Below are 15,902 nucleotides of genomic sequence, written 5' to 3'. Positions count from 1 at the left end.
ATTAAGCTCCTTTAGTTTGGGCAGCTGTTGCTGTCCGAACAATGTCTCCCAGTTCCCGAATCGAATGAAGCCCGCGATTGCGAAGAACCAAGGATTTACCGATAGATAACGCCAGACGTTCCGCAGCTTCCTTGAGGTCAGGATCGGCTATTGTCTCGATATCTGCCACATGCGACAGGCTGATGATACGGCGGATCACTTTGCACCCTGCAAAACCAATCGTATCTTGTAGTACTTTCTGAAGATACAAGTCCTGATACCCCGCTGTACGTGCCATATGATCGGTGACATGCTCGTCCCACAGTTTGCGGAACCTACGCTCAAACTGCTCCCATACCTGAATGGCAGTCTCCAGAACCCAGTCGCGCCTTTCTTTTAGAGCCTTCTCACCAGAGGTCCATCCGGGCTGTGCAGCGTAGTTCAACAGCAGATTGGCGATCACCGCTCCGATATCAAAGCCCATGGGTCCGTAGTAGGCAAATTCAGGATCAATGACTTTAGTTGATTCGGTCGTTACAAAAATGCTACCAGTATGAAGGTCACCGTGCAGAAGCGCTTCGGTTCGTGTCAAAAACTTTTCTCGCAGCAAAGCCACTTCCAGATGAAGCGCTTGATCTGTACGGAGTGCCTCTGCTTCGTCTTCGATGTACGCACCATAGTTGTTATTATCTGAGAACCGATACGGTTCATCCAGAATCAGATCCTCAGTTATTTTGCAGAGATCCGGGTTGATAAAACGTTTGACTAGGTCTTTTTTATCCTGCTGATTCATGCCCAAATCTGAGGTGAAGAAGAGCGTGCGTGCCAGAAACTCCCCAATATGATTAGCGAAATATGGATATGTGTTTCCTTCTATTAGTCCCTTGCGCATGATGGTGTGGGAGCTAAGATCCTCCATTACGGTCAATGCAAGCTCATCGTCATACGCCAGTATCGCAGGAACCAATTCGGGGCAAATGTGGTGCTCCTGCTGAAGTGCCTCGCGTTCAATACGGGCACGATCCAGTGAGAGCGGCCAGGATTCACCCACAATTTTTACATAAGGAAGTGCCTGCTTGGCAATGATACTCTTGTTAGATTCAGAATCCGTAATATGAAAAACCAGATTTAGGTTACCATCACCGATTTCCCGGCATTCCAGACGAGCTTCCTGACTAAAAAATCCGGGGATGTTCTTCACGAATTCGATTGCTTCTTCAGTCGTTAAAGGATGATATTGGGACAACGAAGTCACCTCCATAAATTGTGCACATGTAAATAGTCTGGAAATATCACAATATTAAACCAAGTATTTTGATAGGATAGATAAAGTATAACGAAAATCATTGAAGTTTTGTACATTTTTTTTATGGAGGATCGAAAGAGGGAGAAAGGAGAACTCTTCTTTTTGTTTCGTTTCCGTATAGAGAGGGTAAGTATGAAACAGACGTCCGGCAGGTGATTAGGATGCCCGCTGGCGTCTTACCGTCAGCAATGACGGTGATGGATACGTAAACGTTCCTGAAAATCAATTTGATGAAAAAGGAAGGGATTTATGATGGCTAAAACAACAAGTAACTCGAAAAATACGCAAACCAAATCGGTGGAGGAACTTTTAAACCGTCAAGTCGCTAACCTCAATGTGTTATATGTAAAAATTCATAACTATCACTGGTATGTGAAAGGCTCCAGTTTCTACACACTCCATGTTAAATTTGAAGAGTTATACAATGAAGTGACATTGAAAATGGATGAGATCGCCGAGCGTTTGCTCGCGTTGAAAGGTTCACCTTCCGCAACATTGAAGGAGTACCTGGAGCTGTCGTCGATTCAGGAAGCAACCGGCAACGAAGATGCTCCCAAGATGGTACAAACCTTGATCGAGGATTTTGCAACGGTATGCGAGGAGTTTCAGGAAGGTATTGAACTGGCGGAAAGCAATTCCGACCAACCAACTGCAGATTTGCTGATCGGCTATAAAGCGGATCTGGAGAAACATATGTGGATGCTTCGCTCTTATTTGGGCTAATTGTAGTGATGGGATTACGCTTTGAAATAAACTTTTTACATGTAAAACGCTACTGACGTCATGCTGTCAGTAGCGTTTTTATGGCTGAAAAGAGATCATGCATCTCATGTTTTTTGTACAAATTTATAATTATATAAACATTTGCAGGATGTATTTTGCCATTTGTGTGCTTGGTAGGGTGAACATTTTATGAAGAAAGTTGGATAACGTGTGTCTGTTGGTTGCACCCTTCAAGATATTTATTATAAAATAACTTGAGAATCATTGAGAATCAGTTTAGAATGATTATAAATAAATTTTTAAATATTACTTGAAATCAGGGGGCTCCCCTGTTTAAATATACTTTCTGATTTCGACACCACACTACATTTTTTGGAGGGTATTGCGAATATGGCTACAAACTTTAAGATTGAAGGTCTCAAAGCGACCATTGAAGGCAAGGAAATTTTGAAAGGTATTAACCTCGAAATGAAGGGCGGAGAAATCCATGCCATCATGGGTCCTAACGGTACGGGTAAAAGTACACTTGCGTCTGCTTTGATGGGTCATCCAAAATATGAAGTCACAGATGGTAAAGTAACTTTGGATGGAGAAGACGTGCTGGATATGGAAGTGGATGAGCGTGCACGTGCAGGATTGTTCTTGGCGATGCAGTACCCGAGTGAAATTGCAGGGGTAACGAACTCCGACTTTTTGCGTAGTGCGATCAACGCGCGCCGTGAAGAAGGACAAGAAATCTCCTTGATTAAGTTTATCCGTCAAATGGAAAGCAAAATGAAAGAGCTTGAAATGAACCCTGAGTTTGCTCACCGTTACCTGAACGAAGGCTTCTCTGGTGGTGAGAAAAAACGGAATGAAATTTTGCAAATGATGATGATTGATCCGAAAATCGTCATTCTTGATGAAATCGACTCCGGTCTGGATATCGATGCTTTGAGAATCGTGGCTAGCGGTGTCAATGCTATGCGTTCCGAAGAGCGTGGTTTCCTCGTGATTACTCACTACCAACGTCTGTTAAACTACGTTAAACCAGATTATGTACATGTAATGATGCAAGGACGTATCGTTAAATCCGGTGGTCCTGAGCTTGCTGAGCGTCTGGAAGCGGACGGTTATGACTGGATCAAGGAAGAGCTGGGTATCGTTGATGAAACTGTAGGACAAGAGGCGTAAGCCGGAAGCGAGGAGGAAAACTGATGACAACACAAACAATCCTTCCGGTAGATTCCGAGCAACTGCGTGTTCTGTCCGAACGTAACGGCGAGCCATCTTGGCTGGCTGAAGACAGACAAAAAGCACTTGAGCTTGCAGGCAAACTGGAGCTTCCGGTATTTGAAAAAACAAAAATCGAACGTTGGAAATTAAACGATTACGGTCAACATAAACAGAGCGAGGTCATTGCATCGGTAGGGCAGGTTCCTGCAGCCATTGCTGATCTGGTTAAAGAGCAACAGGAGGGCGGTCTGATTATTCAGCGCAACTCCGGCGCGGTATACGTGAAGCTGAGCGAGGAATTGGCGGCGCAAGGCGTCATTTTCACGGATTTACAAACAGCGGTTAAAGAGCATGCTGATTTGGTTAAAGCTCATCTGAACACAGTGATTAAGGCAGAAGAAAATTCATTATCTGCATTGCACGCAGCACTCTGGAACGGTGGAGTATTTGCTTATGTGCCTAAAAATGTAGAACTGAACGTTCCGCTTCAAGCTGTATTCCTGACAGACGATGCGACTGCAACGTTTGCGCCGCATGTGCTGCTTATTGTCGAAAGTCATAGTTCCGTGACGTACGTAGACAACTATGTATCTGCGGATTTGGCGGCACCTGTTCTTCATAACGGTGCGGTAGAAGTTGTTGCAAATGCTGGGGCTAAAGTTCGCTATGCGACAGTCCATCAGTTTGGAGAGCAAGTAACGGATATTTCAATTCGTCGTGCCACGTTGGGAAATGACGCAGCTATCGAATGGATTGTGGGCGAAATGAACAACGGCAATACAGCAAGCAATACCATGTCCGTGCTCAAAGGCAATGGCTCCAATTCGGATGCCAAGATCATTGCTGTAGGTTCCGGCTCACAAAAGCTGAACTATACGACACAAGCACAGCATTTCGGCAAAAATTCCGCTAGTCAGATGATAACGCGCGCAGTGATGCGTGAAGAAGCGTCTTCCATCATTAACGGAATTACAAAAATTGAAAAAGGTGCTACCAAAGCAGATGGTCAGCAAACAGAACGTGTTCTGATGCTCAGCCCGAAAGCGCGTGGTGACGCTAACCCAATCCTGCTGATTGATGAAGATGATGTAACAGCAGGTCACGCAGCATCGGTTGGTCAGGTTAACCGTGAACAAGTGTATTACTTGATGTCCCGCGGAATTAGCCGGGCAGAAGCTGAGCGTCTGATTATTTATGGCTTCTTGGCACCTGTCGTATCTGAGATTCCGCTCGAAGGACTTCAACATCAGCTGCAAAGCCTTGTTGAAAGGAAGTTAGGCCAATGAATACTGCATTGATCCGTGAACAATTCCCGATTTTACATCAGGAGATTAACGGTCATCCGCTGGTTTATTTGGATAATGCGGCTACTTCGCAAAAACCGCTGGCGGTCATCGAGGCGATCAAGCACTACTACGAATATGATAACTCAAATGTTCACCGTGGTGTGCATACCTTGGGTAGCCGGGCGACGGATGCTTATGAAGGTGCGAGGGAGAAGGTAGCTCGCTTTCTGAATGCCAAGCGCAGTCAGGAAATTATTTTTACACGCGGAACAACAACGGCGCTGAATCTGGTGGCTTCTTCTTATGGTAGAGCTAACTGTAAGGAGGGTGATGAAATTGTCATCACACAAATGGAGCATCACAGTAATCTGATCCCGTGGCAACAGGTAGCCAAAGCCACAGGCGCAACTTTAAAATATATTCCACTTCAAGAGGATGGTAGCGTTGATCTTGCTGATGTGGAGAATACTATTACAGAAAACACCAAAATTGTAGCGATTGCGCATGTCTCCAATGTGCTTGGTGTTGTGAACCCTGTCAAAGAGATTGCAGCTATTGCGCATCGCAAAGGCGCAGTTATCGTTATAGACGGTGCACAAAGCACACCACATATGAAAGTAGACGTGCAAGACATCGATGCTGACTTTTATGCCTTTTCGGGTCACAAAATGTGTGCGCCTACTGGGATCGGGGCACTGTACGGCAAGAAGGCGCTGCTGGAAAATATGGAGCCCATTGAGTTCGGCGGGGAAATGATCGACGATGTGGGATTGTATGAATCCACATGGAAGGAGCTGCCTTGGAAATTCGAAGGTGGAACTCCGATTATCGCTGGAGCTGTTGGTTTGGGAGCTGCTATTGATTTTCTGGAAAGCATCGGAATGGACGCCATTGCACAGCATGAGAGCCGTTTGTCCAACTATGCCCTCAAACGTCTCCGTGAAGTGGAGGGGTTGACGATATACGGACCGGCAGAACGTCATGTTGGGCTCGTAACATTCAACCTGGATGATGTGCATCCGCATGATGTAGCTACTGTACTGGATAGCAAAGGGGTGGCTGTACGTGCGGGACATCATTGCTGCCAGCCATTGATGCGCTGGCTGAAAGCCAGTGCAACTGCACGTGCCAGCTTTTATCTCTATAACACGGAAGAAGAAGTCGACGCTCTGGTCAGCGCCTTAATCCAAACAAAGGAGTATTTTGGCGATGCAACTTGATGACTTGTACCGACGCGTGATTATGGATCATTATAAAAATCCGCGCAATCGCGGACGTTTTGAGGATGATGCCGTTACGGTGGATTTGAATAATCCTACGTGTGGTGACCGGATTTCCCTTCAACTCAAAACGAAAGACGGCGTGGTCGAAGATGCCCGTTTTACTGGTGAAGGCTGCTCGATTAGTATGTCCTCAGCTTCGATGATGACAGAAGCAGTCAAAGGAAAAACGATTGATCAGGCATTGGATATGGCGAGCCGCTTCTCTTCTTTAATGAAGGGAGAAACCGTTGAATTTGATGATTATGAAGAATTGGAAGCTTTGTCAGGCGTAAATAAGTTCCCGGCCCGCATCAAATGTGCGACATTGGCTTGGAACGCGCTGCGCAAAGGGATTGATGAAGATAAATAATTTAAATAGAACAGAGGAGGTTTGAGAAACATGGCCAAGAAAGCACCGGAAATGGAAGAGTATAAATACGGCTTTCGTGACGAGCACAAGTCCATTTTCCAAACAGGTAAGGGTCTCACTCCGGAAATCGTAAAGGAAATCTCCAAAATTAAGGATGAGCCAGAATGGATGCTGGAGTTCCGTCTGAAGGCACTGAAGCAGTTTGAAAAAATGCCAATGCCAAACTGGGGCGGAGATATGGATGAACTGGATTTCAACGATATCCAGTACTATGTAAGACCTTCCGAGAAACAAGGGAAGACGTGGGAAGAGGTTCCTACGGAAATTAAAGAAACCTTTGATAAACTGGGTATTCCTGAGGCGGAGCAAAAGTTTTTGGCTGGTGTATCCGCACAGTATGAATCCGAGGTTGTCTACCACAGTATGCAAAAGGAACTGGAAGATCAGGGCGTTATTTTCATGGATACCGATACGGCGTTGCGTGAGCATCCTGAGATTCTGAAAGAGTATTTTGCAACAGTTGTACCTCCTGCGGACAATAAGTTTGCAGCACTGAACAGTGCGGTATGGTCAGGCGGGAGCTTCATCTATGTACCAAAAGGTGTGAAATGTGAAGTTCCATTGCAGGCTTACTTCCGTATCAACTCGGAAAACATGGGTCAATTTGAGCGTACGCTCATTATTGCTGACGAAGACAGCTTTGTGCATTATGTAGAAGGCTGTACGGCTCCGATTTACAGCACGAACTCGCTGCATAGTGCCGTGGTCGAAATTATTTGTAAGAAGAACGCACGCGTTCGTTATACAACGATCCAGAACTGGGCACCAAACATCTATAACCTGGTAACCAAACGTGCGGTTGCAGAAGAAAACGCAACGATGGAATGGGTCGATGGTAACATCGGTTCCAAGTTGACGATGAAGTATCCAGCCGTTGTATTGAAAGGCCGTGGAGCGAAAGGGATGGTCTTGTCCATCGCTGTTGCAGGCAAAGGCCAGCATCAGGATGCAGGTGCGAAAATGATCCACTTAGCACCAGACACCACGTCCACCATTGTATCCAAGTCGATCAGTAAGCACGGCGGTAAAGTAACGTATCGCGGATTAGCTTCATTCGGTCGTCAGGCTCAAGGTGCAAAATCCAATATCAAGTGTGATACGTTGATTTTGGATAATCAATCAACCTCAGATACTATTCCTTATAATGAAATCATGAATGATGACATCACGCTTGAGCACGAAGCAACGGTGTCCAAGGTATCGGAAGATCAGCTGTTCTATCTGATGAGCCGCGGTTTGACCGAAGCTGAGGCAACGCAAATGATCGTTATGGGCTTTATTGAGCCATTCACAAAAGAACTGCCGATGGAATATGCGGTTGAGATGAATCGTTTGATCAAGTTCGAAATGGAAGGTAGTATTGGTTAACGGAACAGCTAAGCGTATCGGCTATTCTTGGTTTTATTTATTGGTCATGATACCGATTAGTCGAATACGCTCATTGCTTCACGCTTTCTTTCGACGTAAAGGTGCCCGTAGGTGTTGGCTGTTTGCTTGATGTCGTCGTGTCGCATCAGTTCCTTTACGAGATAGATATATACACCTTTGTTAATCAGGTAAGATGCGTAGCTGTGACGTAAGTCATGAATTCGCAGTTCAGGAAAAACGCGTTTAAAATGTTTGCGAAAGTGTGAATAGTGGTATGGGGCCACTATACCGAATACAAACATATCATTATTGAATCCGTAGTTTTTCTCTGCGGATTCTTTTTTTATGCGTTCCAGCATTTCGCCTATAAAGGCAGGAAACGGAACATAACCTACACTGCCCTTAGTTTTGGTCGTAGTGATTTTGCGTGTGATTATATCAAGTGTTTTGTTTACGTGGAGCAGATTCTTTTCAAAGTCCATATCTGACCACTTTACTGCAAGTCCTTCTCCTACTCGTAAACCCGTGTAAAACAGTAATCTAGCCAACTCCTGGTAGTGTAGATGCTCAAGACCCTTAACCCGATGGTCAAAATCCTCACGTCTTATGAAATTAATATTCGGTCGCACTCGCTGAATTGAACCGGCCGCCAGAGTAGGATCAACTTTAACCCGAACTATTTCCACGACGAAGGATTGACCCTGGCTGTATATGATCGACCGCCTGTAAAGGTTGAAATCCCTGATCCCTACCAAAGTTATTCTGCTTTTCAAGGAGGAGGTAAAGGTGAGTGAACGGACATATAAGCTATAAAAGGGCGATCAGGTTGTAATACACGGTTGCTATGAAGCCAGTAAGGAGAAGTACAAGGATAAGGTATGGACAGTAGAATCTGAGCCTTGGGACTTGGGACTTGTGTGGTTCGGAGGTTGTGCGGCTTGAAGGGTACAACGGAGGATTTGCTACGGAATATTTGAAGAGGGTTGAGGCATAACAGCCTTTACCCCCGTACTCTAAAACCCTTCAGATTTATAAAACTACTTGCAACTACCAATTCAATTATAACTGAGAGAGGTATTCTATACCTTCTGTAACTATAAAAAATCCCAAAACGATAAATATAAAGTAAGCAAAAAAGGTTAGAGCTTTTAGTGTCGTTTTTGGGATTCTTTTTTTTGCTTCTGGATCACGAGTGATTATAAAAGCTCTGAATGCAGCATAAAGCGGAATACACATAAGAAGTACTGTTAAAAAGTTCATGTTTCTCTCCTGATTTTTTGAATTTAATTTTATCAGATTTAATTGAGGTGAACAATATGTTAAATGAAGTTATAGACAATATGAGAGACAAAGTTTTAACTCGATACTTATGATGATTGGATTGTCAACAGTAAATCTGGATTACTAAGGAATATTTCTTTTAAAAATGAAAATGGGAAAGTTTTAAAGCAAGTTTCCTTGGGTGGAGGAAGTGTCCAAGAAAATCTAACTGTTAATTTAACAGGGGTTCATAAACTTGACATTGAAATAACAGGAGACGGTTTTGGCATCGTAGATTTTATTAACCCTACTATTAAATAGTAACGATCAGTCATATAAAGTTTTTTTAAGCCACCCGATGCTGGTCATACCCCTGTCAAGTAGACAGAACTAAAAAGACATCTTTAAGCGGCAACCGTTTCTCGGTATTCAATTGGGGAACGGTTGTTTAATTTTTTCTGAAATCTATTTTCATTATAAAATGAAATGTACTCCCGTACGTGTTGTTCTACCTCCGCTAGGGTTCCGGGTTTCGTTAAATAAATCTTCTCTGTTTTAAGATGGGAAAAGAAGGATTCTATACAGGCATTGTCTAGGCAATTTCCACGCCTTAAATGGCTTCCAAGCATTCCAAGCCGCTTAAGTTTGCGGTTAAACGGCTTGGAGGTATACTGAAACCCCTGGTCTGAATGGAGAATGACACCCTCCATGTTCACGTTCTTACTTAGAACGTCTAGCGTCTCGCTAACTAGAGCAAGGTCATTTCGTTCCGAAAGACGCCAAGCCACAATTTCATTGTTAAACAGATCTTGAATGACAGAGAGATATACAAACCGCTCTCCAGCTCGTATGTATGTAATATCGGTAACCAGCTTGGATAAAGGAGAATCTGCCTGACATTGTCGATCTAATCGATGGGCATTTACCACAGATGCCTGTTTGCCGAAAAAGCGCCGCTTCTTTCGAATGACGGAACGGATTCCTAATTCCTTCATTAGGCGGTACACCTTTTTGTGGTTGACCAAGATACCTTCTCTACGTAAGCAACGGTCATACGCAGATAACCAAAATAAGGGTGAATCCGGTGGATCGACAACATATGCAATTCTAGGAGCTCTTCCTCTTGCTTACGCTGCTGGGTTGTTTGCTGAGTCTTTCTCCATTTATAATATCCTGCCCGAGATACATAGGCTAATTCAAGTAACCATTTCAACGAATATCGTGTTCGCATTCCCTCAATAATTTCAAACCTTGTTTCTTTCCTCGTCACTCCTTGTGTAGATTTGGATACTGCTTTTTTAAATATTCAATCTCCGCCCGTAGATACGCCATCTCTTCTTCCATACTGGAAAATTTCGTTTTGGGTCGTCCCTGCCTTGTGGTCGTTGGCTGGAGGTTCTCCCCCGCTCGATATTTCATCACCCAGTTTTGCACTTGGGATTTATTACGAATGTCCAAGTGTTTCGTCACTTCACGAATACTCATATGTTCTTCGTTCACCAACCGGACTGCCTCCATCTTCACATCTAAGGAGTATTGCCGGAATGATTGTCCCTTTTTAGCCATGAAAAATCCCCTCCGTTCAACAAGTTAAGTCCATCTTACCAGGTGTGTTTTTTCTCTTGTCTACTAGAAGGGGATAATACCATAAACAGAGGGCTTTTACTTTTATAAAAGAGGATTAGTATTAGACTGCCTTCAATAATAGAAATAACCCTATGCCTTAATACGTTTATTGAATCGGAACGCAAATTTCGCAATAATGATTATTAATAAGTTCAACTGTATATCGCTCCAAGATAGGTCTGGTTTCATCTAAGCTGAACCTTTGATTTTCCAACTCCAGGAATATTTCAGTCCAAGCCTTTTGAACAGCTTCTGCTGTATGATTTATTTTAAAAACAGCGTATCTTCCTCCACTAATGTTGCTCAGACTTACTTCAACAGTATTAACACAGTAATCATCAGGAAGAACCAAACATGCATCGTAGCGACAATTTTTCGGCTTCACAAATGCAGGATTATCTTGGGCAATACCAAGGATAATAGACTTATCATTAAATAATTTATTAGATTCTACCCAGTATTTAAATTTCTCCATTAGTTGTGAATTTGCAATTCCATAAGGACCAATCTGTCTCATGTATACAATTCTACAAGAAGGTATTTTTTCAATTTCAGCTTTCATTTTTTCTTCTCTTTCTTTTTATAGTACATCGATGTCTGAAACCATCATATAATGCTTTAAAATTAGAAACAAATCAATTTTTAAAATAGTCAAATTGGCGCCTAGTACCCACCGTTCTTTATTCTAAGAAGGCTTGGTAAATAATTGTTTTATAGGCTTTCTTACTTAATTCAGTGCCAACTCTTTTTAATTATTTTATCGTCTTAGGATTCCGATTAGAGTTTAGATTTAAGCCTATTAGTTCAGAAAACGGCAGCCACTTTATCGGCTGCCGTCTCTTCATGTTTATTGAGTTATTGTGTCCCGTTAGCTTTATATAAATATTTATCAACGTACAAAAACATAAAGGATTGACGCACTAAAAGGAATAGGTACCTTCACTGCCTTAAATAAATAAGAATATTATAGACACTATGTGCAATCGTTGGAGCCCATATCGAAGAAGTCTTTTTATATATAAATCCAAGAATGTATCCTACGAGAAATATGGTCACATAGTTAAGAAGTGAATATCCTGAAATAATACCTATTGGAAAGTGTATCCCCATAAAAAGTATCGCTTGTATAAAGCTATATCCTTTTACCCGATGGTCTCTTAGTTTATTCATAACGAATCCCCGGAACACCACTTCTTCAGAAAATGCCGCTAATGGTGTAATGATCCATCTGATTCCTATGTCAAATCTAAAACCATTAAAGATAGTAACCTCGATTACTACCAATAATAATCCAATAATTCCGCCAGTAAATACTCCCTTGATAATATTTTGTTTTAATTTTATGTAGTCAATGATTTGTTGCAACCTTACTCGATCGATATATACGAAATAAATGAATACCAGCCCGATCCAAAAAATCAGTTTTATTAAGAATGATATCAAATAAAGATTCAAATCAGATATTTTTGGATGGAATGTTAGTTCCTTAATTGTCCAGCCTATGTAAAAAAACAATATAAAGAGAATAAGTTTACTTTTAGTCATTTTATTGTTTCCTTTAATAAATTTCAGCTGATGGTTTAATATTACCATAAATTATTCTGTAACTCTAATATCTGTAGTGATTTTAGATTCGCGTTTATTGGGGATAAATAGAACAATGTTTCCCTTTAAAATCCGCAGCGTTATAGCAACAGAAGTAATTTAAGATATGAGTATGAAAGCCTCTGATAACTCAGGGGCTTATTTGGCGTCCCAAGGAGGTGATTATAAAAGTGACAAAAATAAAATCTGCATTGGATATACAACTGGATCTAACAAGGCCGGTTGAAGAATTGACGGAGGTAATTTCTGCTGTCATTGCTTCGCAACCAGCGCGCCGGAAGGAAATACTTAAAGGATTGGATATAGCTGTAGGAAATGCACTAGCAGAGATACAGGCTCAAGAGGAAAAGGATCAGAAAACAGATGATGATAGTTCAGGAAAAGTTTCCTGAACGCAGAGACGGGGGGGACACGATGGATATTACAGTTATTTTTTCGTTAATTGCTGCGATTAGTGGGATTATTTTAGGTTGGGCCGGGCGCAGCAGGTCAATGTGGCAAGACATCATTCAAGAGGCGGGAGCGGAAGCTTTGCAGCGTGCGGATGTTGATTACATCAAGCGCGGCGTGGACGACATTCGGCTCGAACAGCGGGTGCAGGGGCAAAGGATTGATGCCTTATCCGAACGGGTTACGCGGGTTGAAGAATCAGCGAAACAGGCTCATAAACGACTTGATCGAAAAGAAGAAACGGGAGGAATTTAACAATGGATTGGAATACAGTATGGTCGTTAATCGGCCCTGAATTGTTAATCGTTGTAGCTGTTTGTTGGGTTATTGGTATAGGGATCAAGCAAACGCCTAAAGTGCCGAACTGGAGCATTGTATATATCGTCACGGGTGTTGCTGTGATCCTAACGGTCTGGATTCAAGATTGGGGGCCGCAGGCAGTCATTCAGGGCGTGCTTGCTGGAGCATTCGCCGTGTACGGGAATCAGTTGGTCAAGCAAATGAAAAAGGGGGCTGACAAGTAATGCGGAAAATATCGAAAGCGGGCCTTAGTTTAATTAAGAACTTCGAGGGTTGCCGCTTGACAGCTTATAAAGCTGTTCCGACCGAAACGTACTGGACCATAGGTTGGGGGCATTACGGACCGGACGTTAAAGCAGGTATGACCATAACACAAGCCAAGGCCGATGCTATGCTGGTGGAGGATTTATCCAAATGCGAGGCGTATGTAAACAACCCGGCCTATGTCCCGGTAACCGACCAGCTCACGCAAAGCCAGTTCGACGCGCTCACTCTGTTACAACTGCGGGGCCGGAAGTCTGAGAACACTCTGTAAAGGACGCGCGGTGGCGCAGATTGCCGCCAACATCACGAAATATAACAAGGCTGGCGGGAAGGTGTTGGCTGGTCTGACACGCCGTAGAATTGCAGAGTGGGCTCTGTTCAAAAATACTGTCGCAGACACTAGAGATTATAAGACAGTGGACAAGGTTAACGTGGTTGTAAACGGTAAGGGTATCGCTGACGTTAAGATGATCGATGGCAAAACCTATGTTCAGCTACGTGCCGTGGGCGAGGCGTGGGGCGCTACAGTGAATTGGAACGACAAAACTAATACAGCTACAGTAAGCAAATAGGTGCAAGAAGAACGTCCTAATTAACAGAAGGGCGTTCTTCTATAAAGTAAGTTATTTTTACTATATGAGCACGATTTAATAATATTTCGCTATTATTAAATCGTGCTCATATTTACTATAAAGTCACCTTTTTTCGTAATGGTAATTAATCTAGCATTTAATAATTCTCCATTTATCATCTCAATGTTTAAGTAAACATTTTTAAAAAATGAACTAAGTGTTTTTTCAAGTAGTTCGTTTAACATAACAATAAATGAGTATGAAAGAACATACCCTATGAAAATTACCATAAGAAATAACAAAAATGATTGGGAGAAAATAGATTTTTGGTTTCGATAAAATTCCAATGAAAAATTTATTATATAAAAATAGACCATTATTAGCCATAAAGTTATAATGATAAATATGTATCTTCTAGGCATTTCTATATTCTCTTTTTTAATTTTCCTTGTAGAAATTATTGTAAAAGTAATATAAATGAGAAAAGCTGATACTGTTGCTAAATAACCATTTACGTATTTTGATAAAAAGAACGATACTGCAATTATCAATACCATTGAAATGGGAATTACTGTCCAATTACTTACTTTTCTTTTTAGCTTATATCTATTCTCCATTTTTTCAATCATACTTATATTAGTATCTAAAAAGTTTGCTGCTTTAACTATTGTCCCTAAATTTGAAAAAATCATTATTATGAACCCCTCACATTGATTAAAAATGAATTAAATTAAGATTTATTTTACAAACGATTCGACAGAAAGGATGATTTTTCCTTCTAACTATACAGTAGCGTTTTCATAATTAGCAAGAGCCTCTTTATAGCTATAAAGGGGCTCCATTAGAATAATTCTGTCTAACAAGGGATGATAATTTTTGTATAACACTAAATTGAAAAGAAAACATCATTTTATTCCACAAACTCATCTTGCTAATTTTACTAAGGATGGAACTATAAATAGCCGATTGTGGGTTTTTGACTCTCTAAATAGTGGTCAGTGGGAGTCAAAAATCCGTGAAGTTGCCCACAAAAGAGATTTATATAGGGTTCATTATCCAGAAGTCAAGCCTGATATTTTTGAGGATATATTTGGAGAAATTGAAGACAAGGTAGGCCCTATAATAAGAGGTGTATGTGAAAAACTACTTATGCCGATGGGCGATGAATACATATGGTTAATGAATTATATAGCTTTGTTGGCTGAAAGAACACCTGCTCGACGCGAAGTGATTTCAAAACCTATGAAAGAGTTACAGAAACTATTTGTTGAAATGGATTCTTCCGCTTCTGAATATCATAAAACCATGATGGAAGAAACATACATGGATAATATCACCAATAAAGAACGACGTAAGGTTACATTTGAAGATGAGCATTCCATTAGGCTTGATAATAATACACATATGAAATACTTACTTACTGCGATTGATGCTATCATACCTTTTCTAATTGATAGAAACTGGAGTGTTGTTTACTGTCCTCCAACATTAGGGGATTTTATCTGTTCTGATAATCCTGTCAGCTTACATTGGGTAGAAGATAAAGATCGAGGGATATATTCTTCTCCAGGGTATGGACTTATGGGAACAGAAGTGAGCATTCCATTAAGTAGCAGAGTGATGCTTTTAGGACGCTTCGAGCAAGTCCATCCTGCTTCTGGAATTATTCCTTCAAGAAGAACGCTCGCAATTTTAAATAGCTACACAGGTATGTTTTGTGATAGGTTTATATTTTCACGTAAAAACGATTTTTTTTGGTATACTGCAAAGAATAAAATAGGGAATATAAGAGATTTCAAACAGATAGTAAAAGAAGAAGCTGAATCCAAATAAGGAATATGAGGAAGAGGAAGTGGAATTGTTTATGAATATAGCTGGGTTAATTTTAAATATGTTAGGTACTGTGATAATGGCAATTGATGTGTTATGTGTAGATCCGCAAGCAGGAACATACGCTGATTTAACAGATGGAAAGAAGAAGGCATATAAAAGTAGAAAATTTGCAATTGTAGGATTGTTATTTATATTTCTGGGTTTCTTACTTCAATTTTTTGTTGAAGTATCAAAATAAGATGTAATTGAGATATTATGTCAGATAAGTAGTTATTGAGTATCTCGTTGAAGGATTGTCTAAACATTCACCGAATCATTATTTGAGGTTAACAGCATGAAACATACATATAAGATATTTGCAAAATAACCCAAATCGATTATACTCTCCATATAAATCCGAAAGCATCGGTGATACCCTGCTGG

Annotated in this window: 18 protein-coding genes and 2 pseudogenes; 13 read left to right on the top strand and 7 right to left on the bottom strand. The window is 41.4% G+C overall.

The annotated features are described in order from the left end of the window. Position 1: 1 nt before the first annotated feature. The gene (gene mtnK, locus JOD82_RS19905) at positions 2-1,225 is read right to left on the bottom strand and encodes an S-methyl-5-thioribose kinase (RefSeq protein WP_069012770.1); all 1,224 of its coding nucleotides are present in this window, start codon (positions 1,223-1,225) and stop codon (positions 2-4) included. A 312-nt stretch (positions 1,226-1,537) separates the two neighbouring features. On the opposite strand from mtnK, the gene JOD82_RS19900 reads away from it, so the two are divergent. The 6 genes from JOD82_RS19900 (at position 1,538) to sufB (ending at position 7,569) form a co-directional block, all read left to right on the top strand. Next, positions 1,538-2,008 (top strand): Dps family protein, encoded by a 471-nt coding sequence (locus JOD82_RS19900; RefSeq protein WP_013309551.1) that lies wholly within the window; start codon positions 1,538-1,540, stop codon positions 2,006-2,008. A 390-nt stretch (positions 2,009-2,398) separates the two neighbouring features. Next, positions 2,399-3,181, top strand: coding sequence for a Fe-S cluster assembly ATPase SufC (gene sufC / locus JOD82_RS19895; protein ID WP_069012769.1), 783 nt, complete (start codon positions 2,399-2,401; stop codon positions 3,179-3,181). 23 nt (positions 3,182-3,204) lie between these two features. After that, positions 3,205-4,509 (top strand): Fe-S cluster assembly protein SufD, encoded by a 1,305-nt coding sequence (sufD, locus tag JOD82_RS19890; protein WP_025719242.1) that lies wholly within the window; start codon positions 3,205-3,207, stop codon positions 4,507-4,509. After that, positions 4,506-5,729: a cysteine desulfurase gene (locus tag JOD82_RS19885; RefSeq protein ID WP_029516586.1), complete on the top strand. Its 1,224-nt coding sequence runs from the start codon at positions 4,506-4,508 to the stop codon at positions 5,727-5,729. Before sufD ends, JOD82_RS19885 begins: the two co-directional genes overlap by 4 nt. Then, on the top strand, positions 5,719-6,141 hold the full coding sequence (sufU, locus tag JOD82_RS19880) for a Fe-S cluster assembly sulfur transfer protein SufU (RefSeq protein WP_069012768.1): 423 nt from the start codon (positions 5,719-5,721) through the stop codon (positions 6,139-6,141). The genes JOD82_RS19885 and sufU overlap by 11 nt, the downstream gene beginning before the upstream one ends. A 30-nt stretch (positions 6,142-6,171) precedes the next feature. Beyond that, positions 6,172-7,569, top strand: coding sequence for a Fe-S cluster assembly protein SufB (sufB, locus tag JOD82_RS19875; RefSeq protein ID WP_013309556.1), 1,398 nt, complete (start codon positions 6,172-6,174; stop codon positions 7,567-7,569). A 56-nt stretch (positions 7,570-7,625) separates the two neighbouring features. On the opposite strand, the gene JOD82_RS19870 is transcribed toward sufB, so the two are convergent. From JOD82_RS19870 to JOD82_RS19850, 5 genes and pseudogenes are all read right to left on the bottom strand, one after another. Further along, positions 7,626-8,255 (bottom strand): site-specific integrase, encoded by a 630-nt coding sequence (locus tag JOD82_RS19870; RefSeq protein WP_256026147.1) that lies wholly within the window; start codon positions 8,253-8,255, stop codon positions 7,626-7,628. Between the two features lie 373 nt (positions 8,256-8,628). Continuing rightward, the gene (locus JOD82_RS19865; RefSeq protein WP_069012767.1) at positions 8,629-8,829 is read right to left on the bottom strand and encodes a hypothetical protein; all 201 of its coding nucleotides are present in this window, start codon (positions 8,827-8,829) and stop codon (positions 8,629-8,631) included. Positions 8,830-9,233: 404 nt separating this feature from the next. Continuing rightward, positions 9,234-10,395, bottom strand: a pseudogene (locus JOD82_RS19860) (IS3 family transposase). A gap of 166 nt (positions 10,396-10,561) precedes the next feature. After that, positions 10,562-11,017: an AraC family transcriptional regulator gene (locus JOD82_RS19855; RefSeq protein ID WP_069012765.1), complete on the bottom strand. Its 456-nt coding sequence runs from the start codon at positions 11,015-11,017 to the stop codon at positions 10,562-10,564. 377 nt (positions 11,018-11,394) lie between these two features. Beyond that, entirely contained in the window at positions 11,395-12,000 is a 606-nt protein-coding gene (locus JOD82_RS19850; RefSeq protein ID WP_069012764.1) for a CPBP family intramembrane glutamic endopeptidase, read from the bottom strand. Positions 12,001-12,230: 230 nt separating this feature from the next. Between JOD82_RS19850 and JOD82_RS19845 the strand changes: the two genes are divergently transcribed. The 5 genes and pseudogenes from JOD82_RS19845 (at position 12,231) to JOD82_RS29550 (ending at position 13,646) form a co-directional block, all read left to right on the top strand. After that, positions 12,231-12,452: a hypothetical protein gene (locus JOD82_RS19845; RefSeq protein WP_208332473.1), complete on the top strand. Its 222-nt coding sequence runs from the start codon at positions 12,231-12,233 to the stop codon at positions 12,450-12,452. 22 nt (positions 12,453-12,474) lie between these two features. After that, complete coding sequence (locus JOD82_RS19840) at positions 12,475-12,765, top strand: hypothetical protein (protein ID WP_069012763.1); 291 nt, start codon at positions 12,475-12,477, stop codon at positions 12,763-12,765. Between the two features lie 2 nt (positions 12,766-12,767). Continuing rightward, on the top strand, positions 12,768-13,034 hold the full coding sequence (locus tag JOD82_RS19835) for a phage holin family protein (protein WP_069012762.1): 267 nt from the start codon (positions 12,768-12,770) through the stop codon (positions 13,032-13,034). Further along, a pseudogene (locus tag JOD82_RS19830) lies at positions 13,034-13,382 on the top strand (lysozyme); the annotation flags it as partial. The gene JOD82_RS19835 and the pseudogene JOD82_RS19830, both read left to right, overlap by 1 nt. After that, complete coding sequence (locus JOD82_RS29550; protein ID WP_069012760.1) at positions 13,356-13,646, top strand: stalk domain-containing protein; 291 nt, start codon at positions 13,356-13,358, stop codon at positions 13,644-13,646. The pseudogene JOD82_RS19830 and the gene JOD82_RS29550, both read left to right, overlap by 27 nt. 95 nt (positions 13,647-13,741) lie before the next feature. Here the strand turns inward: JOD82_RS29550 and JOD82_RS19820 are convergent, their stop codons facing one another. Beyond that, positions 13,742-14,338 carry a hypothetical protein gene (locus JOD82_RS19820; protein ID WP_208332475.1) on the bottom strand — a complete coding sequence of 199 codons (597 nt, stop codon included), beginning with the start codon at positions 14,336-14,338 and terminating at the stop codon, positions 13,742-13,744. 184 nt (positions 14,339-14,522) lie between these two features. Here JOD82_RS19820 and JOD82_RS19815 point away from each other — a divergent pair, with 184 nt between their 5' ends. Further along, positions 14,523-15,479: a DUF4238 domain-containing protein gene (locus JOD82_RS19815; protein ID WP_069011227.1), complete on the top strand. Its 957-nt coding sequence runs from the start codon at positions 14,523-14,525 to the stop codon at positions 15,477-15,479. A 19-nt stretch (positions 15,480-15,498) separates the two neighbouring features. Further along, on the top strand, positions 15,499-15,717 hold the full coding sequence (locus JOD82_RS19810) for a hypothetical protein (protein ID WP_141695483.1): 219 nt from the start codon (positions 15,499-15,501) through the stop codon (positions 15,715-15,717). Positions 15,718-15,902: the final 185 nt, after the last annotated feature.

Origin of the sequence: Paenibacillus sp. 1182, from assembly GCF_017833915.1 — a bacterium.
GTDB lineage: Bacteria > Bacillota > Bacilli > Paenibacillales > Paenibacillaceae > Paenibacillus > Paenibacillus polymyxa_D.
Note: the sequence above shows the minus strand (reverse complement) of the source record. Positions and strands in the feature narration are given on the sequence as shown.